The 19,724-nt window shown below is 67.5% G+C and carries 21 protein-coding genes, 1 pseudogene and 1 riboswitch; of the genes and pseudogenes, 14 read left to right on the forward strand and 8 right to left on the reverse strand.

Annotated features, from left to right (window positions below):
- Nucleotides 1-5: 5 nt before the first annotated feature.
- The 6 genes and pseudogenes from POR01S_RS17435 to POR01S_RS17460 all read left to right on the forward strand — a co-directional run bounded on the left by POR01S_RS17435 (nucleotide 6) and on the right by POR01S_RS17460 (nucleotide 7,359).
- Nucleotides 6-1,007 (forward strand): DNA-directed RNA polymerase subunit alpha, encoded by a 1,002-nt coding sequence (locus POR01S_RS17435; RefSeq protein ID WP_027599182.1) that lies wholly within the window; start codon nucleotides 6-8, stop codon nucleotides 1,005-1,007.
- 44 nt (nucleotides 1,008-1,051) lie between these two features.
- A complete protein-coding gene (rplQ, locus tag POR01S_RS17440; RefSeq protein WP_007161227.1) occupies nucleotides 1,052-1,441 on the forward strand; it encodes a 50S ribosomal protein L17 in 390 nt (129 codons plus the stop codon).
- 199 nt (nucleotides 1,442-1,640) lie between these two features.
- On the forward strand, nucleotides 1,641-3,098 hold the full coding sequence (locus tag POR01S_RS17445) for a catalase (RefSeq protein WP_042137282.1): 1,458 nt from the start codon (nucleotides 1,641-1,643) through the stop codon (nucleotides 3,096-3,098).
- Between the two features lie 146 nt (nucleotides 3,099-3,244).
- Nucleotides 3,245-5,449, forward strand: a complete 2,205-nt coding sequence (gene yccS, locus POR01S_RS17450) for a YccS family putative transporter (protein ID WP_169853343.1) — start codon at nucleotides 3,245-3,247, stop codon at nucleotides 5,447-5,449.
- An 87-nt stretch (nucleotides 5,450-5,536) separates the two neighbouring features.
- A pseudogene (locus POR01S_RS17455) lies at nucleotides 5,537-6,437 on the forward strand (sugar nucleotide-binding protein).
- Nucleotides 6,430-7,359: an NAD-dependent epimerase/dehydratase family protein gene (locus POR01S_RS17460; protein WP_042137286.1), complete on the forward strand. Its 930-nt coding sequence runs from the start codon at nucleotides 6,430-6,432 to the stop codon at nucleotides 7,357-7,359. Before POR01S_RS17455 ends, POR01S_RS17460 begins: the two are co-directional and overlap by 8 nt.
- 89 nt (nucleotides 7,360-7,448) lie before the next feature.
- Here POR01S_RS17460 and POR01S_RS17465 read toward each other — a convergent pair whose 3' ends face one another.
- The 5 genes from POR01S_RS17465 to POR01S_RS17485 form a co-directional block, all read right to left on the reverse strand.
- Nucleotides 7,449-8,138 carry an OmpW/AlkL family protein gene (locus POR01S_RS17465; protein WP_027601114.1) on the reverse strand — a complete coding sequence of 230 codons (690 nt, stop codon included), beginning with the start codon at nucleotides 8,136-8,138 and terminating at the stop codon, nucleotides 7,449-7,451.
- Between the two features lie 97 nt (nucleotides 8,139-8,235).
- Nucleotides 8,236-8,730, reverse strand: a complete 495-nt coding sequence (locus POR01S_RS17470) for a DUF3299 domain-containing protein (RefSeq protein ID WP_007161221.1) — start codon at nucleotides 8,728-8,730, stop codon at nucleotides 8,236-8,238.
- 13 nt (nucleotides 8,731-8,743) lie between these two features.
- Nucleotides 8,744-9,997, reverse strand: coding sequence for an ABC transporter permease (locus POR01S_RS17475; protein ID WP_042137288.1), 1,254 nt, complete (start codon nucleotides 9,995-9,997; stop codon nucleotides 8,744-8,746).
- 1 nt (nucleotide 9,998) lies between these two features.
- Complete coding sequence (locus POR01S_RS17480) at nucleotides 9,999-10,706, reverse strand: ABC transporter ATP-binding protein (RefSeq protein ID WP_027601111.1); 708 nt, start codon at nucleotides 10,704-10,706, stop codon at nucleotides 9,999-10,001.
- Nucleotides 10,707-10,713: 7 nt separating this feature from the next.
- On the reverse strand, nucleotides 10,714-11,265 hold the full coding sequence (locus tag POR01S_RS17485; RefSeq protein WP_027599174.1) for a DUF2796 domain-containing protein: 552 nt from the start codon (nucleotides 11,263-11,265) through the stop codon (nucleotides 10,714-10,716).
- Nucleotides 11,266-11,387: 122 nt separating this feature from the next.
- Between POR01S_RS17485 and POR01S_RS17490 the strand changes: the two genes are divergently transcribed.
- Nucleotides 11,388-11,744 carry a hypothetical protein gene (locus tag POR01S_RS17490; protein ID WP_007161217.1) on the forward strand — a complete coding sequence of 119 codons (357 nt, stop codon included), beginning with the start codon at nucleotides 11,388-11,390 and terminating at the stop codon, nucleotides 11,742-11,744.
- 125 nt (nucleotides 11,745-11,869) lie between these two features.
- On the opposite strand, the gene trxA is transcribed toward POR01S_RS17490, so the two are convergent.
- The 3 genes from trxA to POR01S_RS17505 form a co-directional block, all read right to left on the reverse strand.
- A complete protein-coding gene (gene trxA, locus POR01S_RS17495) occupies nucleotides 11,870-12,739 on the reverse strand; it encodes a thioredoxin (RefSeq protein WP_007161216.1) in 870 nt (289 codons plus the stop codon).
- 68 nt (nucleotides 12,740-12,807) lie between these two features.
- The gene (locus POR01S_RS17500; protein WP_042137291.1) at nucleotides 12,808-13,455 is read right to left on the reverse strand and encodes a class I SAM-dependent methyltransferase; all 648 of its coding nucleotides are present in this window, start codon (nucleotides 13,453-13,455) and stop codon (nucleotides 12,808-12,810) included.
- Nucleotides 13,452-13,916: a YbaY family lipoprotein gene (locus POR01S_RS17505; RefSeq protein ID WP_027599172.1), complete on the reverse strand. Its 465-nt coding sequence runs from the start codon at nucleotides 13,914-13,916 to the stop codon at nucleotides 13,452-13,454. The genes POR01S_RS17500 and POR01S_RS17505 overlap by 4 nt, the downstream gene beginning before the upstream one ends.
- Before the next feature lie 181 nt (nucleotides 13,917-14,097).
- On the opposite strand from POR01S_RS17505, the gene nrdR reads away from it, so the two are divergent.
- The 7 genes from nrdR to thiL all read left to right on the forward strand — a co-directional run.
- Nucleotides 14,098-14,568 carry a transcriptional regulator NrdR gene (nrdR, locus tag POR01S_RS17510; protein ID WP_007161213.1) on the forward strand — a complete coding sequence of 157 codons (471 nt, stop codon included), beginning with the start codon at nucleotides 14,098-14,100 and terminating at the stop codon, nucleotides 14,566-14,568.
- Nucleotides 14,565-15,689, forward strand: a complete 1,125-nt coding sequence (ribD, locus tag POR01S_RS17515; RefSeq protein WP_027599171.1) for a bifunctional diaminohydroxyphosphoribosylaminopyrimidine deaminase/5-amino-6-(5-phosphoribosylamino)uracil reductase RibD — start codon at nucleotides 14,565-14,567, stop codon at nucleotides 15,687-15,689. Before nrdR ends, ribD begins: the two co-directional genes overlap by 4 nt.
- A 56-nt stretch (nucleotides 15,690-15,745) precedes the next feature.
- A riboswitch (FMN riboswitch) is annotated at nucleotides 15,746-15,904 on the forward strand.
- Between the two features lie 142 nt (nucleotides 15,905-16,046).
- Entirely contained in the window at nucleotides 16,047-16,709 is a 663-nt protein-coding gene (locus tag POR01S_RS17520; protein ID WP_007161211.1) for a riboflavin synthase, read from the forward strand.
- 10 nt (nucleotides 16,710-16,719) lie between these two features.
- Entirely contained in the window at nucleotides 16,720-17,808 is a 1,089-nt protein-coding gene (gene ribBA / locus POR01S_RS17525) for a bifunctional 3,4-dihydroxy-2-butanone-4-phosphate synthase/GTP cyclohydrolase II (RefSeq protein ID WP_007161210.1), read from the forward strand.
- A 109-nt stretch (nucleotides 17,809-17,917) separates the two neighbouring features.
- On the forward strand, nucleotides 17,918-18,394 hold the full coding sequence (gene ribH, locus POR01S_RS17530) for a 6,7-dimethyl-8-ribityllumazine synthase (RefSeq protein ID WP_007161209.1): 477 nt from the start codon (nucleotides 17,918-17,920) through the stop codon (nucleotides 18,392-18,394).
- A gap of 8 nt (nucleotides 18,395-18,402) precedes the next feature.
- Nucleotides 18,403-18,882, forward strand: coding sequence for a transcription antitermination factor NusB (gene nusB / locus POR01S_RS17535; RefSeq protein WP_027599169.1), 480 nt, complete (start codon nucleotides 18,403-18,405; stop codon nucleotides 18,880-18,882).
- 12 nt (nucleotides 18,883-18,894) lie between these two features.
- Nucleotides 18,895-19,724 (forward strand): thiamine-phosphate kinase (gene thiL / locus POR01S_RS17540; protein WP_042137293.1); only part of this gene is annotated, 830 nt, incomplete at its 3' end.

The following is a 19,724-nucleotide window of genomic DNA, read 5'->3' on the forward strand; positions in this document are numbered from 1 at the left end:
CATCCATGCAGAGTTCGGTAAATGAGTTCCTGACCCCCCGCCATATCGATGTGCAGGCGGTTAGTCAGACCCGTGCCAAGATCACCCTCGAGCCTCTCGAGCGTGGTTTCGGCCATACCTTGGGCAACGCGCTGCGGCGTATCCTGTTGTCCTCCATGCCTGGCTGCGCGGTAGTCGAAGCAGAGATCGACGGTGTCCTGCACGAGTACAGCGCCATCGAAGGCGTGCAGGAAGACGTGATCGAGATCCTGCTCAATCTCAAGGGTCTGGCCATCAAGTTGCACGGCCGTGACGAAGTCACCCTGAGCCTGAGCAAGAAAGGTCAGGGGCCGGTTCTGGCCTCTGACATTCAGGTCGATCACGACGTCGAGATCGTCAACGGTGAGCACGTCATCGCCCACCTGGCGGACAACGGTTCGCTGAACATGAAGCTGAAAATCGCCCGCGGTCGTGGCTATGAGCCCGCCGACGCGCGTCAGAGCGAAGAAGACGAAACCCGCGCAATCGGTCGTCTGCAGCTCGATGCTTCGTTCAGCCCGGTTCGTCGCGTGGCCTATGTGGTGGAAAACGCCCGGGTCGAACAGCGTACCAACCTGGACAAGCTCGTGCTTGACCTGGAAACCAACGGTACCCTGGATCCGGAAGAAGCCATCCGTCGTGCCGCCACCATCCTGCAGCAGCAGCTGGCAGCGTTCGTCGACCTCAAGGGCGACAGCGAGCCGGTCGTGGTCGAGCAGGAAGACGAGATCGATCCGATCCTGCTGCGTCCGGTGGACGATCTGGAACTGACCGTTCGTTCGGCCAACTGCCTCAAGGCGGAGAACATCTACTACATCGGTGACCTGATTCAGCGTACCGAAGTGGAGCTGCTCAAGACCCCGAACCTGGGCAAGAAGTCCCTGACCGAAATCAAGGACGTCCTGGCCTCCCGTGGTCTGTCGCTCGGTATGCGCCTGGACAACTGGCCCCCTGCAAGCCTTAAGAAGGACGACAAGGCTACTGCCTGATCGTCATTGTTCACCGAACGATAGTTTGGGAAGGAATTTCAATCATGCGTCATCGTAAAAGTGGTCGTCATCTGAGCCGCACGAGCGCACACCGCAAGGCCATGTTCCAGAACATGGCTGTGTCGCTGTTCGAGCACGAGCTGATCAAAACTACCCTGCCGAAAGCCAAGGAACTGCGCCGCGTTGCCGAGCCGCTGATCACCCTGGCCAAGGAAGACAGCGTCGCCAACCGTCGTCTGGCTTTCGACCGTACCCGTTCGAAAGCTGCCGTTGGCAAGCTGTTCAACGACCTGGGCAAGCGCTACGCCAACCGTCCGGGTGGCTACCTGCGTATCCTGAAGTGCGGCTTCCGCGCTGGCGACAATGCGCCCATGGCGTATGTCGAGCTGATCGACCGTCCGGTCGGCGGTACCGTGGAACAGGCTGCTGAATAAGTAGCTGCGTTCTGGAAAAAGCCGGGCTCTTGCCCGGCTTTTTCATGCCCGGCGTTTGGTGAAGACCAGGCCCTTCGCATCCGATTTCTGATCGCAGATTTTTCTATCAGGATGCTAGGATCAATAAATTAGTCCTAAAGTATTGCCGTGGCGATACTTCCCTCAAGCGATCAGCCAACGCTTTTAGAGGGAGATACCTGTGACTGATACCAAGATCCTCACCACCGCCAGCGGCATTCCGGTGGCCGACAACCAGAATTCCCGCACCGCCGGTCCGCGCGGTCCGCTGATGCTCGACGACTTCCATCTGATCGAGAAGCTGGCGCATTTCAACCGTGAAGTCATTCCCGAGCGACGCGTGCATGCCAAGGGCTCCGCGGCCTATGGCACCTTTACCGTCACCCGGGACATCACGCACCTCAGCAGCGCCAGGCTGTTCGCCGAGGTCGGCAAGCGGACCGAGACCCTGCTGCGCTTTTCCACCGTGGGCGGTGAGCGCGGCTCGGCGGATACCGAGCGCGATCCCCGCGGTTTCGCCGTGAAGTTCTATACCGAAGAAGGCAACTGGGACATCGTCGGCAACAACACCCCGGTGTTCTTCATCCGCGATCCGTTGAAATTCCCCGACTTCATCCATACCCAGAAGCGCGATCCCTGGAGCAACCTGAAGAGTCCGCAGATGATGTGGGATTTCTGGTCGCTGTCGCCCGAATCGCTGCATCAGGTCACCATCCTGTTCTCCGATCGCGGCATTCCGGACGGCTATCGCTTCATGCATGGCTTCGGCAGCCATACCTTCAGCCTGATCAACGCCCAGGGCGAGCGGCACTTCGTGAAGTTTCACTTCAAGAGCCAGCAGGGGATCAAGAACCTGGCGCCGGCCGACGCGGCACGCCTGGCCGGTACCGATCCGGACTACAGCCAGCGCGACCTGTTCCAGGCCATCGAGCGCGGCGAATTCCCGCGCTGGACGCTGTGCATCCAGGTGATGAGCGAACAGGAAGCAGCTAGCCGTGCCGAGAATCCCTTCGACGTGACCAAGGTCTGGTCGCAGCAGGACTATCCGCTGCAGGAGGTGGGGGTGCTGGAGCTCAACCGCAATCCGCAGAACTACTTCGCCGAGGTGGAGCAGGCCTCCTTTGCGCCGAGCAACGTGGTGCCGGGCGTGGGGCTGTCGCCCGATCGCATGCTGCAGGGCAGGGTATTCGCCTATGCCGACGCCCAGCGCTACCGGGTGGGCACCAACTATCAGCAACTGCCGGTCAACGCACCCCGTTGCCCCTACGCCAACAACCAGCGTGACGGGGCCATGAGATTCGATGGCAATGGCGGTTCGCAGCCGAACTACGAGCCGAACAGCTATGGCCACACGCCCAAGCAGGCGCCCCAGTATCGCGAGCCGGCGCTGAATTTCGCCGGTCCGGCCGATCGCTACGATCACCGGGTGGACGCGGACTACTTCAGCCAGGCCGGAGCGCTGTTCCGCCTGATGAATGCCGACCAGCAGGCGCTGCTGATCGGCAACATCGTCGGCGCCCTGGGTACGGTGACCCGCGAGGTGCAGCTGCGGCAGATCGGTCACTTCCTCAAGGCCGATCCCGCCTATGGCGTGGGCGTGGCCAAGGGCCTGGGGATAGATCCCAGCGAAGTGGCCTGATCCAGAGGTAGAAAAGAGCCCGGCAACCGCCGGGCTTTTTGTCGTCCGCGAAAAAAGTGCGGGAAAGGCTGTCTCGGACGCCGCTTGCGACGTCGCAGTGCTAAGGTTCGCATCAAGCGCGAAAACACGAGGCTCGCTCTCCCGTCATGACTGTGTTTGGAGTGTCTTTGCGCCAGCTCTGGGCGCACGAAAAGGCCAGCTATGGCGTTCGCGTCTTTGTCGCCCTGAGCGGCGCCATGGCGGTCTGCTGGTCGCTGGGCGATCTGCGCGCGCTGTCGCCGGTATTCCTCGGCATCATCGCCAGCGCCCTGGCGGAAACCGACGACAGCTGGCTGGGGCGACTCAAGTCGCTGGCGGTGACGCTGCTGTGCTTTACCGTGGCGGCCTTCGCGGTCGAGCTGCTGTTTCCCTATCCCTGGATCTTCGTGGTGGGCCTGGGCCTGGCCACCTTCAGCCTGACGATGCTGGGCGCCATCGGCGAGCGCTACGCCTCGGTGGCCCAGGCCACGGTGATCCTGTCCATCTATGCCATGATCGGGGTGGATCAGCGCCTCGGCGCCCAGGTGCCGCTGTGGTACGAGCCGGCACACCTGCTGGCCGGGGCATTGTGGTACGGCCTGCTCTCGGTGCTCTGGTGCGCGCTCTTCGCCCACCAGCCGGTGCGACAGAATCTGTCCGCTCTCTATGGCGAACTGGGGACCCTGCTCAGGCTCAAGGCCGAGATGCTCGAGCCGGTGCGCGGGGTGGACCTGCACCGGCGGCGGGTGCTGCTGGCCCAGCAGAACGGCAAGGTGGTGCAGGCGCTGAACCAGGCCAAGGCGACCATCCTCAATCGCTTCGGCCGCTCGGGCCGGCCCGGTGCGCGTTCGGGGCGCTATTTCCGCCTGTATTTCATGGCACAGGACATCCACGAGCGCGCCAGCTCTTCGCACTATCCCTACAGTGCCCTGACCGAGGCCTTCTTTCACAGCGACATCCTCTTTCGCTGCCAGCGCCTGCTCAAGTTGCAGGCCACGGCCTGCCTCAACATGGGCGAGGCGATCCGGCTCGGACAGCCTTTCGAATACGGCCAGCAGAGTCAGCAGGGACTGACCGATCTGCAGGCCTCGCTGGAGTATCTCCAGCAGCAGCAGAATCCGCGCTGGCGGGGCCTGCTACGCTCCCTGGACCTGCTCGGGCACAATCTTTCGACCCTGGAGCGGCAATTCTCCGAGGCGGGCAACAGCGATTCGGGGGCGGCGGATCTGGACACCAGCCTGCTGGACCCGGCGGCACGGTCTCTCCGCGAGGTGTTCCAGCGTATCCGCCTGCAGCTGACCCCGACCTCGCTGCTGTTCCGCCATGGCCTGCGCATGGCGCTGGCGCTGATGGCCGGCTATGGCGTGCTGCACCTGATCCACCCAGTGAACGGCTACTGGATCCTCTTGACCACGGTGTTCGTCTGCCGGCCGCAGTACGGAGCGACCCGGGTGCGGCTGGTGCAGCGGATCGTGGGTACGGTGATCGGGCTGTTGCTGGGCAGCGCCCTGCTGGAGCTGTTCGGGCAGCCGGAGATCCAGCTCTTGCTGGCGCTGGTGGGCGGCCTGGTGTTCTTTATCACCCGGACGGATCGCTACACCGTCGCCACCGCGGCCATCACCCTCATGGTGCTGTTCTGCTTCAACCAGGTGGGCAACGGTTTCATGCTGATCTGGCCGCGGCTGCTGGATACCCTGCTGGGCTGCCTGATCGCGGTACTGGCGGTGTTCTTCGTCCTGCCGGACTGGCAGGGGCGGCGGCTGCACCAGGTGATGGCCAATACCCTGCGTACCAATGCGCTCTATCTGCGCCGACTGCACGAGCAGTACCGCACCGGCAAGCGTGACGATCTCGACTACCGGGTGGCGCGGCGCAACGCCCACAACGCCGATGCGACGCTGTCGGCCGCGCTGGCCAACATGCTGCGCGATCCCGGACACTTCCGCCGTAACCTGGAAGCGGGCTTTCGCTATCTGGCGCTGTCCAACACCCTGCTGGGCTACCTGTCGGCCCTGGGCGCCCATCGCCGCCAGCTGGAGGCGGCCGAGCACGATGCCCTGGTGGAGCGCGCCGTGACCCGCATCGCCGAGGGTATGGAATCCATCGCGGCGGCGGTGGCGGAACGCCGCAGTCTGCCGCCGACCGCCGAGGAGGAGACCAGCCTGGCCGATGAACTGGAGGCCGCGGCCGAGGACAACGACGACGGCTACCGGCTGGTGTGCACCCAGCTGGCGCTGATCTGCCGCCTGCTGCCCAATCTCAAGAGCGCCGCCAACCATACCCTGCGCGAACAAACCCGCGAGCAACCGGCCGCAGGTACCGCCGATGCTTGAGCAAGGTTGGCGCGACGCGCTATGTTGACCGATGTCCGTCGAGTCTTTCGACGCCTGTTTATGCTGGTTTGAAGGCTGTTCCAACACATGCGTATGCGTCTTCTAGTAGTGGGCGGGGAGAGCGCCCTGGGCAAGGCGCTACTCGCCGCCGGTGCCGAAGCGGGCATCGAATTCGTCGCCCCCGAGACTCCCACGGAGGGCTGGTACGCCGCCGGGCTGACCGAGGTCCTCGACCGGGTCCGACCAGGGGCGGTGATCAATCTCGCCTATTACCACGACTGGCTGCAGGCCGCGGACTTCGATCCGGCGCTGATGCAGCGCCAGGCGCTGGCCGTGCAACGCCTGGCCGGCCTCTGCCAGCACTATCAGATTCCGCTGATCCAGCCGTCCAGCTATCAGCTGTTCGATGGCTCGCGCGTCGCCGGCTATAGTGAAAAGGATCTTCCGCGGCCCCCCGGGGCACGGGGCGAGGCGCTCTGGCGGGTCGAGCAGCTGGTGCGGGCGCTGTGCCCGATGCACATCCTGCTGCGCCTGGGCTGGGTCCTGGATGACTCCCGTGACGGTCGCCTGGGGCGGTTGCTGCGGCAGCTGGGCACCGAGCAGGTGGTGCCGATGGCGGGCGACCGGCGCGGCAATCCGACCACCCGTGGGCGATGCCGCCCGGGTGCTGCTGGCCGTGGTCAAGCAGCTCGACTGCGGCGCGCCACTCTGGGGGACCTATCACTACGGCGCCCAGGAAGCGGTGTCGGAGTTGGGTCTGGCTGAGACCGTCGCCCAGCTCTGGCAGGAATTCGACCGGCCGGTGCGCTGCGAGTGGCAGGAGGTGGCGCACCTCGAGCGTGCGGATGCCGCGGAAGAGCCACAACAGGGGGTGTTGATCAGTCGCAAGCTGCTCAACACCTTTGGCATCAAGGCGCGGCGCTGGCAGCAGGAGCTGCCGGCGCTGTTGCAGGGCTTTCGGCAGGACGAGGTAGGTTTAGATGAGTGATGCGCCCATTCTGATCACTGGCGGTGCCGGTTTCATCGGCTCCCACCTGGCGGACGCGCTGCTGGCGCGGGGCAGGCGGGTGCGGGTGCTGGACGACCTGAGCACCGGCAAGCGCGAGAATCTGCCGCTGGACGACGACCGCATCGAATTGCGGGTGGGAGACGTGGCCGATGTCGCGACCCTGGAAGCGGCGATGGCCGGCTGCGCGGCGGTGGTGCACCTGGCCGCGGTGGCCTCGGTGCAGGCGTCGGTGGAGGACCCGGTGGGCACCCACAGGGCCAACTTCATCGGCACCCTGAATCTGTGCGAGGCCATGCGCAAGGCCGGGATCAAGCGGGTGGTCTATGCCTCCAGCGCGGCGGTTTATGGCGCCAACGGCCAGGGGCAGGCCATCGACGAGGAGTTGCCCAAGGCGCCGCTGACGCCCTATGCGGCGGACAAGCTGGCGGGCGAATACTACTTCGACTTCTATCGTCGCGAGCACGGTCTGGAGCCGGCGATCTTCCGCTTCTTCAACATCTATGGTCCGCGTCAGGATCCGTCTTCGCCCTATTCGGGGGTGATCAGCATCTTCACCGAACGCGCCCGCCGGCAGACGCCGATCACGGTGTTCGGTGACGGCGAGCAGACCCGCGATTTCGTCTATGTCGCCGATCTGGTGGGCATCCTGGTACAGGCGCTGGAAGCCCCCGAGGTGGCGGCTGGGGCGGTGAACGTGGGACGCGGCGAGACCATCAGCCTGAACGGCCTGCTGGCGGAGATCGGCCAGGTGCTGGGTGGCCTGCCGCCGGTGACCCACGGCGCGGCGCGGGCCGGGGACATCCGCCATTCGAAGGCGGACAACCGCCGCCTGCGCGAGCGCTTCGATTTCAGTCAGCCCACGAGCATGGGCACGGGGCTGGCAGCACTGCTGCGGGATTAGTGGACGCGGCCAGGGGCAATCCCTGGCCGGTTGGGCGTCGACGCTGAAGCTGCCCAGCGCCAACCTGCGGGCGAGTGGCCTGCGCTGGCCTAGAAGCGATAGCCCAGGCCGACCATGTAGACCCAAGGATCCACGTCCAGATCGACCTTGGCGCGGGCGCCGAGGGCGGTGTTGTCGACATGGGCGGTGGTGGCGATGTCGATGTAGCGGATCTGGGCGTTGAGCATCACCCGGTCGGTGAGCATGAGATCTGCGCCGACCTGGGCGGACCAGCCCCAGGAGTTGTCGGCGCGGAAGTTGTCGAAGCCGGCCGCGCTGGCGCCGCTGCCGACGTGCTCGTCGTAGATCCAGGTGTAGTTGAGGCCGGCGCCGACATAGGGCTGGAACGTCGCCTTGGCGTCCAGCGGGTAGTAGACCAGGCTCAGGGTCGGCGGTAGGTGCTTGAGGCTGCCGAGCTTTCCGTTGGCGGCGTCCAGCCCGGTGCCCTTGATATTGACCTGGTGCTCGAAGGGCGTGGCCGCCAGCAATTCGAGGCCCAGGTGATCGGTGAGCATGTAGGCGACGTTTAGCCCCAGCTGGGTGTCGCTGTCCATGGTCGCCTTGCCGCCCAGATTGGCGCCGCTCAGGGCGCCTCTGTCGATCTTGACGTCGGAGCTGCGCTCGTGGGGATCCACGGTGATGGCGCCGGCGCGCAGGATGATGTCGCCGGCCTGGTGGGCCTGGGCGAAGGGCGCGGCCAGGGCAAGGGCGAGCAGGCTGAGACGGAAGAGGGGACGCATGGCGAGGGCTCCGAAGGCATTGAAAAAGGGCTGGGAGCAGCCTAGCGAAGCTGAAACGGCGGACTCTTGATCTCGCTCAAGGGTGGGGCGGATCGCCTTAGGAACCGTCACCCTTGAGAATGTAGGGCTGGATACGTTGGGCCTGCAGCCAATAGCCGGCGACGGCCACCTCGCTGCGTTGGCTGCCCACGCCCAGGCGGCCTTCCACCCAGTAGGGCAGGTGCAGTTTGGACAGCCAGAGGTCGTGGCTGCCTTTCACGTAGACGATCTGGTTGCCCGGCGGCGGCGGTACGTGGATGCAGGCGCCGTAATAGGGGACCAGCAGGAATTCGGTGACCTCGCCCTCGTCGGTGACCATCAGCGGCACCACGTAGCCGGGCAGGCGCACCTCCTGGCCATCCAGGGCGGCCACCGTGGGGGCGTCCGGCCAGGGCTGGCTGGCGGCCGGGCCGTCTTCGCCGAGGCCGTGGTCGACGCTGCCGGGATTGAAGCGCGGCGCATCGGCCGGCACCAGTTCGCGCCAGGCGAGTTGGCGGGGTTCGGCCTGGGCCCAGGGCAGCCAGCAGAGCAACAGCAGGAGCGCCAGGCGCATGGTGGGGCCTCGTCTAGAGTCGCACGGACAACCCGTCCGTGAGGGCCTGGCGACAGCCGCGCCAGGCCGGGATGCAGCCGAGCACCAGGGCTGCGAGCAGGATACCGCCGAGCAGTTGCCCATCGTGGAGCGAGGGCCAGTCCAGCGGCAATGCCAGGCCGTATTCCGCCAGCAGCCAGGGCCGGCCCAGGGCGATGGCGCCATAGAGCAGCGCCAGCCCGGCGAGACAGCCGGCCAGGGTGAGGGTCAGGGCCTCTGCCAGCAACAAGCCGAACAGGTGGCGCGGCTGGGCGCCCACCGAGCGCAGGATGGCCATCTCCCGGCGTCTTTCGTTGAGGCTGGCGAGCAGGGCGGTGAGCATGCCCACCAGCCCGGTGAGCACCACGCACAGCGACATCACCAGCAGCGCCTGTTCCGCCGTGCCGAGCAGGCCCCAGAGCTCCTGCAGGGCCACGCCGGGCAGGATGGCCAGCAGCGGCTCGCCACGGTACTCGTTGACCGCGCGCTGCACGGCAAAGGTGGCCACCCGACTCTTGAGGCCGACCAGGGCGGCGGTCAGGTCCTGGGGCGTGAGATCGCGCCGGCGCACCTCGGCGTCGCTCAGCGAAGGCCCGGGCAGGCCGCCGCGCCAGTCCAGGTGCAGGGCGGTCATGCCGCTCAGCGGGATGTGCAGGGTGCGATCGACCGGGGTGCCGGTGGGAGCGAGGATGCCGACCACGGTGAAGGGGTGGTCGCTGTGCTCGGTCAGACTGATGGTGGCGACGCCATGGGCCAGCACGACCTTGTCGCCCAGCCGATAGTGCAGCGCCTTGGCTACCTCGGCGCCCAGCACCACCTCGAAGACGTCGGCGAAGGGCCGGCCCTGGGCCAGCCGCAGCGGCTGGTTGCGCCCGTAGTGGTAGTGGGTGAAGTAGTTGCCGTCGGTACCCAGCACCCGGTAGCCGCGGTGGGAATCGCCCAGGGACAGCGGGATGGTCCAGGCGACGCGGGGATCGGCGGCGAGCTTCTCGTAGCTCTCCCAGCGGATGTTGTTGGTGGCGTTGCCGATGCGGAACACCGAGTAGAGCAGCAGGTTGACCGCGCCGGAACGCGCGCCCACCACCAGGTCGGTACCGGCGATGGTGCTGGCGAAACTGGCCTTGGCCTCGGTGCGCAGGCGTTCGACACCCAGCAGCAGGGCCACCGAGACGGCGATGGTGAAGACGGTGAGCAGGGCGGTGGCGCGGCGATTGCGCAGGCTGGCCCAGGCCAGTTGCAGGAGCGGCATCCTAGGTCTCCGGCCGGGCGGCGTTGAGCTGGGCCAGGGTCAGGTGGCGGTCGAAGCGACTGGCCAGACTGCGGTCGTGGCTGACGAACAGCAGGCCGGCACCGGCGGCGGCGCACTCGGCGAACAGCAGTTGCAGGAAGGCATCGCGGTGGTCGCTGTCCAGCGCCGAGGTGGGTTCGTCAGCGATCACCAGTTCCGGCTGGCCGATCAGGGCGCGGGCGGCGGCGACGCGCTGCTGCTGGCCGATGGAGAGTTCGCGGGCCGGACGGCGGGGCAGCGCGGGATCGCTCAGCCCCAGGGCGCGGAGCAGGGTCAGGGCCGCGCCCTGGGGATCGCCATGCCGCGCCGAAGCGCGCTCGCGGCGCAGCGCCGAGAACTGGCAGGGCAACAGGACGTTGTCCAAGACCGAGAGAAAGGGCAGCAGATTGAATTGCTGGAAGAGAAAGCCGGTGTGGTCGACGCGAAAACGGTCGCGCCGGGCGGTGGCGAGGGCTCCCAGGTCCTGACCGAGCAGGCGCACCTGGCCGCGACTGGGGCGCTGCACGCCGCCGAGCAGGCCGAGCAGGGTGGTCTTGCCGCTGCCGGAAGGGCCTTCGAGAAACAGCGCCTCGCCGGGCGCCAGCTGGAAGTGCCGGATGTCCAGGCATTCCGCCTGGCCCGGCCAGGCGAAGCCGAGGTCCTGGATCTCGACCAAGGGGGCAGAGGTCACGACCGTCCTACCACTTGAGCTGCGGTTGCCGGGCGGTCAGTTCGGCGCCCTGCTGGCCGCTGGCGACGATGGCCTGGACCTCGACGCTGTGACTGTTGGGGAAGCGGGCGAACCAGCCGGAGAGATCCAGGCTGGCGAGCGCGCCCGGCTTGCTGCAGTTGAAGCTCATGCTGGCCTCCACGTCGAGATGGCCGCTGGCGCTGGAATCCTTGGCAAACAGCGGGCTGATGGCGCTGGCTTCGGTCAGGCGGCAATCGGCGGCGGCGGGCAGCTTCACCAGGGCCTGGGGATTTTCCAGACTCTGGCGCAGGGCGGCGACGGCGTCTTCTTCCTGTCGATTGCGCGGGGCATGTTCGAAGCCCAGCAGATCGGCCGCCGGACTGCGCCACTGGAGTTCCAGGCCGCTGTCGGTCTGGGCCACGTCGAGGTGGGATTCGCCGTGTACATGGGCGCCCAGGGCGCCGTGCTCGTGTTCGTCATGGTCGTCATCGGTACCATGAGCAAAGGCCGGTTGGGCGAGCACGGCGGCAAGACAGAGGGTCAGCAGGGGCAGGCGCATGGTGGACTTCCAAAGGGTGGAGAGGCGCTATGTTATGTTGTTGCATTTATGCGCTGCAACCTCGGTTTGGCGTGGGCCGATGGCTGTGGGAGCATGGGCCTCTGCACGACGAGGAGAACACCATGGTACGCATTCGCGGAACCATCGGCAGCCAGCCCGTGGATCTCACGGTGGAACTGGAGGAGGCCGACTGGCAACGCCTGGCCGCCGCCCTGCGGCCGACCGAGGCGCCCCTGCCTGCCGCGGCCGTGAGCGCCGCACCCAGCGGACCCAAGTCGGGTGGCGACATGCTCTGGGATCAGGTGGTGAAGCTGCTCAGCTCCGCCGGACGGCTCAGCGGGCCGGACATCCTCGTGGCGCTGGAAAAGCTCACCGGCAATCTGGGCGTGGCCAAGCAGCTGCTGGTGCGGCTGAGGCACAGTCCCCAGGTGCGTATGGAGCGGGTGGGGGAGGCGCAGTTCTATATCTGGCAGGGGTGAGGCTGGAGCGGGGGAGTGGAAAACGCTGCGCGGTTTTCCACGCTACCGAATGTCCACCGCGCTGGAAGGACGCCCGCAGTGGATAAGGCTGCGTCCGAGGCGACGCAGCCATTGTCGACCGGCGCTTAGTACAGCGCCTGGTACAGGCGGCGGCGATAGGTGGCGACCAGCGGGTGGTCGTTGCCCAGCAGATCGAAGACCTGCACCAGGGTCTTGCGTGGCAGATCGTCGCCGTAGCCGCGATTACGGCGGAACAGCTCCAGCAGGCCATCCAGTGCCGGTTCGTATTGCTGGCGGGCCAGTTGCTGCACGGCCAGTTGGTAGGCGGCCTCGTCGTCGCCGGCATCGCGAGCCAGGCGGCTCTTGAGGTCGGCGACCTCGGGCAGGCTGGCGGCCTGGCGCAGGAAGGTCAGCTGGGCACGGGCACCAGCCAGAGCCTGCTTGTGTTCGTCACCCTTGACCGCGTCCAGCACGGCCTGGGCATCGTCCAGTTCATTGCGCTCGGCCAGGCAGCGGGCATAGAGGATCAGCGCCAGGGCGTCGCTGTTGTCTTCTTCCAGCACGGCCTTGAGCAGCGCCTCGGCTTCGGCGAAACGACCCTCGGCGAACAAGGCCTGGGCGGCGTCCAGCGGATCTTCCTCGGCCGGCGGCAGGGCCTGGACATGGGGTTCGAGCAGGGCGCGGATGGCCGATTCCGGCTGGGCGCCGGCGAAGCCGTCGACCGGCTGGCCATCCTTGAACAGCACCACGGTGGGCAGGCTGCGGATGCCGAATCTCATCACCAGTTCCTGCTCGATGTCGCAGTTGACCTTGGCCAGGTGCAGAGCGCCGCCATAGGACTCGGTGATCTTGGCCAGCAGCGGCATCAGCACCTTGCAGGGCGCGCACCACTCGGCCCAGAAGTCCACCAGCACCGGGGTGCTGAAGGAGGCATCGATGACCTGTTGCTGGAAGGTGTCGAGGGTGGCGTCGAAAATGTAGGGGACCTGGCTCATGGCGGACTCGGCAGACGAAAGTTGCACTATAGGTGGGGGCGCCGGGCTTGGAAACAAGGCGGGCCGGCTCAGCCCCGATAGAGCGCCACGCGGCGGAATTCGTCCGGCTCGGCCAGATCCGGCAGGGTGCAGGCCTGGAGCATGGCGACGCGGGTGAAGCCGGGGTGGGCGAGATCGCGTACCCGCGAATCGGCCAGCAGGATCCGCTCGGCGCGCGCCTGCAGGAGGTCCAGCAGGGGCAGATTGGCACGGTCGTAGAGGACGTCGGCGGCCAGGATGAGATCGAAGCGCTCGGTGCTGGCAGAGAAATCGTCCAGCGTCTCGATCTGCACGGCGTTGGCCTGGGCATTGGCGCGACAGGCCGCCAGGGCCAGGGGATCGAGGTCGCAGCAGACCACCCGCGCCGCGCCGGCCCGGGCGGCGGCGAGTCCGGCGATGCCCGAGCCGCTGCCGAAATCCAGGACCTGGCGCCCGGCAACGTGCTCGGGATGGGCGACGATCCAGCGCGCCAGGGCCAGGCCACTGGCCCAGCAGAAGGCCCAGTAGGGTGGTGCCTCCAGCAGGCGCTGGGTTTCCGCGGGGGAAAAGGCCCGCGCCATGTTGGCCGGATCGATCAACCACAGCGACAGGTCGCTGTCGGGCAACGCCTGCAGACAGAGACGGGCGTCGCCGAGCAGAGCCGTCAGGGCGGCGACGAGGTCGGCCGGGGGCGTCACGGGGTCTGGTTCAGCACCAGTTCGCCGAGATTCTGCGTGGTCGGTCCGCCGACATTCACCGGCGGCAGATAGCTGGCCAGCTGACCGGCCTGGATCAGGCGCGCGTGGAATTCCACCTTGAGATCCGGGCGGGTGGGAAAGATCTCGGGATTGAAGGGCAGGCGGAAGGCCAGGGGCGCGCCCTTGCCGGTCACCGTCTCGCTGGCCAGCAGGCGCTGCGGCAGGCCCTTGGCATTGACCGCCAGCAGGGCGATCTCCACCTGGGCGCCGGCCGGGACCAGGCCCTGGGCATTGCGCAGCACCCCGGAGATCTCGCGCAGATTGGCCGGGGTGGGAGCGCCGGCCACCGGGACCGGCTCGTCGGCCGGGGTGGTGGGCTGCGGCGGCGTGGTTTCGGGTGGGCTGGAGCAGGCCACGAGCAGACCGGTGAGCAGCAGGGGCAGGAGGACGCGTGGGGTCATGGCGGGATCCGGAGGTCGCCGCTGGCGAGGGCGGCACGGGAGGCTGGAGAGGGGTCGTCGAACACAGTGCGCTCTTATAGCCCGGCGGCTCCTGGCTGTCGATTCGTCCGGTACCCGGAGGTTCCCGTCAGGGGGTGATCGGGTACCATGAGGGCTTTCCCTTCCGGCGGTCGACTCCCCCATGCATTGTCCCTTCTGCGGCGCCCACGACACCAAGGTCACGGATTCCCGGCTGGTTGCGGCCGGCGAGCAGGTGCGCCGGCGGCGTGAGTGCCTGGCCTGCCAGGAACGCTTCACCACCTTCGAGACCGCCGAACTGGTCCTGCCACGGCTGATCAAGCAGGACGGCACCCGCCAGCCCTTCGACGAGGACAAGTTGCGCGCCGGCATGCAGCGCGCCCTGGAGAAGCGCCCGGTCAGCGTCGAGCGTCTGGAAGAGGCCATCGCCCTGATCAAGCACCGCCTGCGCGCCACCGGCGAGCGGGAAATCCGGTCCCGGGTGGTGGGTGAACTGGTGATGGACGAACTGCGCAAGCTGGATCAGGTGGCCTATATCCGCTTCGCCTCGGTCTATCGGCAATTCCAGGACCTGGCCGAGTTCCGCGACGAAATCGAGCGGCTGGCCCAGGATCCGGGCAAGCAACCGGTATGAGCGACACGGACGCGGTGAACGACGAATTCTGGATGGCCCGCGCCCTGGCGCTGGCCGCCTGCGGCCGCTACAGCACGGCGCCCAATCCGCGGGTGGGCTGCGTGATCGTCCGTGACGGCCAGGTGGTGGGCGAGGGCTGGCATCGCCAGGCCGGCGGTCCCCATGCCGAGGTGCATGCGCTGCGCCAGGCAGGCGAGGCCGCGCGTGGCGCCACCGCCTATGTGACCCTGGAACCCTGCAGCCACCATGGCCGCACCCCGCCTTGCGCGGATGCCCTGGTGGCCGCCGGGGTGGCCGAGGTGGTGGCGGCCATGACCGATCCCAATCCGCTGGTGGCCGGTCGCGGCCTGGCGCGCCTCGCCGCCGCCGGCATCGCTACCCGCGCCGGGGTGCTGGAAGCCGAGGCGCGGGCGCTCAATGCCGGTTTCATCCAGCGCATGCTGACCGGGCGGCCCTTCGTGCGGGTCAAGCTGGCACTGAGCCTGGATGGCCGCACCGCCATGGCCAACGGCGAAAGCCAGTGGATCACCGGGCCGGCGGCGCGCCAGAGCGTGCAGCGACTGCGTGCCGAGGCGGGGGTGGTGATCACCGGCGCCGACACCGTGCTGGCCGATGGCGCGCGCCTGACCGTGCGCCCGAGCGAATTGGGCCTGAGTGGCCCAGAACTGGAGCTGGCAACCCTGCGCACGCCGCAGCGGCTGCTGGTGGACGGTCGTGGCCGGGTACCGCTGGACGCCCCCTTTTTCCAGGCCGGCACGGCGCGGGTCGTCGGTATGGCCGGCGAGGCGCCGGCCTATGCGGCGGCCGGGCACGACTACCTGGCGCTGCCCGGCGCCCAGGGCCAGGTCGATCTGGCGGCGCTGCTGACCCGCCTGGGCCGCGAGCAGGTCAACGATGTGCTGGTGGAAGCCGGACCGCGTCTGGCCGGTGCCTTCGCCCAGGCCGGACTGGTCGATGAATATCACCTGTTCCTGGCGCCCAAGTTCCTCGGTTCCAGCGCCCGGCCGTTGCTGGACTGGCCGCTGGAGCACCTGGCCCAGGCGCCGCAGCTGGAAATCCTCAGTGCCACGCCGGTGGGCGCGGACCTGCACCTGATCGCCCGACCGGCCCGGGACACCTGACGCCCCTGGCCCCGCGGCGGCGAACTGTGTTACAAAACCTGCGCTGCCTGCGGGCGGCGAGTTCTCAGGGCGGGGTGCAATTCCCCACCGGCGGTAACGCCCGATCAGTCGGGACGAGCCCGCGAGCGCTCTCTCGTCCTCTGCGGCGGGGGAGGTCAGCAGACCCGGTTGGATTCCGGGGCCGACGGTCATAGTCCGGATGAGAGAGAACGGGATAGCCTCGCCTGGCAGGGGTGCGAGCCCCTCGTCCGTCTGATTTCCCTTCTGTCCGTGCGCCCTGTTTTTTCACCGAAACAGGAGTTCGTCGATGTCTAGCTGCACCGCCTTTCCGGCTCTACCTCTCGGAGGCCTGAGCTGATGTTTACCGGAATCATCGAAGCCCTCGGCGAGATCCGCGCCCTCACGCCCAAGGGCGGCGACGTGCGCCTCTATGTCGCCACCGGCAAGCTCGACCTTGCCGACGTCAAGCTCGGCGACAGCATCGCCGTCAATGGCGTCTGCCTCACCGCCGTGGAATTGCCCGGCGACGGCTTCTGGGCCGACGTCAGCCGCGAGACCCTGAGCCTCACCAGCCTGGGCGGTCTCAAGCCCGGCAGCCGGGTCAACCTGGAAAAGGCGCTGATGCCCACCAGTCGCCTCGGCGGCCACCTGGTCAGCGGCCACGTGGACGGACTCGGCGAAGTGGTCTCCCGCGCCGATAACGCCCGCGCCGTGCAGTTCCGCCTGCGCGCCCCGGCCGAGCTGGCCCGCTACATCGCGCTCAAGGGCTCGATCACCGTGGACGGCGTCAGCCTCACGGTGAACGCCGTGGACGGCGCCGAATTCGAGCTGACCATCGTCCCCCATACCCTCGGCGAGACCATCATGGCCGACTACCGGCCCGGACGCCGGGTGAACCTGGAGGTGGACCTGCTGGCCCGCTACCTGGAGCGCCTGCTGCTGGGCGACAAGGCCGCCGAGTCCAGCAAGGGCGGCGTCACCGAACACTTTCTCGCCGAACACGGCTATCTGCAGCGCTAAGGACGACACCGTGGCACTTTCCAGCATCGAAGACATCATCCAGGACATCCGCGCGGGCAAGATGGTCATCCTCATGGACGACGAGGACCGCGAGAACGAAGGCGACATCATCATCGCCTCCGAATGCGTCACCGCCGAACACATCAACTTCATGGCCCGCCATGCCCGCGGCCTGATCTGCATGCCCATGAGCAAGGGCCTCTGCGAACGCCTCAACCTGCCGATGATGGCCAGCCGCAACGCCTCCGGCTTTGGCACCAAGTTCACCGTGTCCATCGAGGCCGCCGAAGGCATCAGCACCGGCATCTCCGCCGCCGACCGCGCGCGCACCGTGCAGGCCGCCATCGCCAAGGACGCCAAGGCCGGCGACGTGGTCAGCCCCGGCCACATGTTTCCGCTGATGGCCCAGCCCGGCGGCGTGCTGGCGCGTGCCGGCCACACCGAGGCCGCCTGCGACCTGGCGCGCATGGCCGGTTTCGCCGAGAGCGGGGTGATCTGCGAGGTGATGAACGACGACGGCACCATGGCCCGGCGCGATGAGCTCGAAGCCTTCGCCGAGCAGCACGGCCTCAAGGTCGGCACCATCGCCGATCTGATCCACTACCGCCTGCTGCACGAGCACACCGTCAAGCGCATCGACGAGCAGCAGCTGGAGACCGAACTCGGTCCGTTCAAGCTGGTGACCTACCGCGACGAGGTGGAGGGCGACGTCCACCTGGCGCTGATCCGTGGCGACCTGGCCGGCCAGGAGCTGCCGCTGGTGCGGGTGCACAACATGGATCCGCTGCGCGACCTCCTGCAGGTGCACCAGCCAGGTCGCTGGAGTCTGCGCAGCGCCATGGAGCGCGTGGCCCGGGAAGGCACCGGCGTGGTGCTGCTGCTCGGTCACTCGATCGAGGGCGACGACCTGCTGGCGCACCTGCGCGAGCCGCTGCCGGTGCCCAAGGCGCTGTCCACCTACAGCACCGTCGGGGCCGGTTCGCAGATCCTCCGCGACCTGGGCATTCGTCAGATGCGCCTGCTCAGCTCGCCGATGAAGTTCAATGCCATATCCGGCTTCGACCTGGAAGTAGTAGACTATCTGCCTCCTGAAGAATGACCCTTCCGCCTGGCGCGCCCCGCCCGGGTGGCATGGCGCGCTTCACCTGGATTTCCACGGACGGCCTGGCACTGCCGGCCGTCCGGCTCTTTGACAACTGGACCCGCACATGAACATCAAGACCTTTGAAGGCACCTTCATCGCTCCTCAGGGCCGTTTCGCCCTGGTGGTCGGTCGCTTCAACAGCTTCGTCGTCGAAAGCCTGCTGCAGGGCGCCATCGACGCCCTGGTGCGTCACGGCATCAAGCCGGACGACCTGACCATCATCCGCGTCCCCGGCGCCTTCGAGATCCCGCTGGCGGTGCAGAAGATCGCCCAGCGCGACGAATTCGACGCCATCATCGCCCTCGGCGCGGTGATCCGTGGCGGCACCCCCCACTTCGAATACGTGGCCGGCGAGTGCACCAAGGGTTTGGCCCAGGTCTCCATGGAATTCGGCGTGCCGGTGTCCTTTGGCGTCCTGACCGTCGATTCCATTGAGCAGGCCATCGAGCGCTCCGGCACCAAGGCCGGCAACAAGGGCGCCGAAGCCGCCCTGTCCGCTCTGGAAATGGTCAGCCTGCTGGCGCAGCTGGAGGCCAAGTGAGCGGCGATCTGACTCCGCCCGCGGCCGGCAAGCCCGCGGGCAAGAAGGCCCCCACCGGCAAACTGGCTGCCCGCCGCGAAGCGCGCAGCCTGTCGGTCCAGGCCCTGTACCAGTGGCACATGGCGGGCCAGGCGATCAACGAGATCGAGGCGCAGTTTCGCGTCGACAATGATTTCGCCAAGGTCGACGGCGCCTATTTCCATGAAATCCTCCACGGTGTCCCGGCCAACAAGGGCGAGATCGACGGTCTGATCCTGCCCTGCCTGGACCGCGCCATGGACGAGGTCGACCCGGTCGAGCTGGCCGTGCTGCGACTGTCCTGCTACGAGCTGCTCAAGCGCATCGACGTGCCCTATCGCGTAGTGATCAACGAGGGCATCGAGCTGGCCAAGATCTTCGGCGCCACCGACGGCCACAAGTTCGTCAACGGCGTGCTGGACAAGCTGGCGCCCAAGCTGCGCAGCGCCGAGTTGCGCGGCAAGCGCTGATCGCCCGCGGGCATGGGTGAATTCGAACTCATCCGTCGCTATTTCGCCGCGGCGCCCTGCGCCCGTGGCGGACCCGGCGTGGCACTGGGCATCGGTGACGACTGCGCGCTGCTGGCACCCGTCCCGGGTGAACAGCTGGCGGTCTCCACCGATACCCTGACCGCCGGGGTGCATTTTCCCGATCCCTGCCCGGATGCCCATGGCCTCGGCCAGCGCGCCCTGGCGGTGAGCGCCAGCGACCTCGCCGCCATGGGCGCTACGCCGCTGGGCTTCACCCTGGCGCTGACCCTGCCGAGCATCGAGCCCGCCTGGCTGGAAGGCCTGGCGGCAGGCCTTGCGCAGATGGCCGAGCAGTGCGAGCTGCGCCTGGTCGGTGGTGACACCACCCGCGGTCCGCTGTCCCTCACCCTCACGGTCTTCGGTCAGGTACCGGCCGGTCAGGCGCTCTTGCGCAGCGGCGCCCGCCCGGGCGATCTGCTGTGCCTGGGCGGTGCGCCGGGCGAGGCCGGTGGGGCCTTGCCCTTCGTCCTCGGTCAGCGTGCCGCGGAGGGTGCCGCCAGTCGGCACCTGCTGGCACGCTACTGGGCCCCCCAGCCGCAATTCGACCTCGGCCTCTGGCTGCGGGGTCGGGCGACGGCGGCCCAGGACGTCTCCGATGGCCTGGTGGCCGATTGCGGCCATATCGCCACGGCCTCCGGCGTCCGCCTGGTCGTGGAGGCGGCGCGGCTGCCGGTGAGTTCGGCGCTGGCCGAACTCTTTCCCGCCGACGAGGTGCTGCGCCTGGCCCTCGGCGCAGGCGACGACTATCTGCTGGTCTTCACCCTGCCGCCGGACCAGGCGCC

This window comes from Pseudomonas oryzihabitans NBRC 102199 (assembly GCF_000730625.1).
Classification (GTDB): domain Bacteria; phylum Pseudomonadota; class Gammaproteobacteria; order Pseudomonadales; family Pseudomonadaceae; genus Chryseomonas; species Chryseomonas oryzihabitans.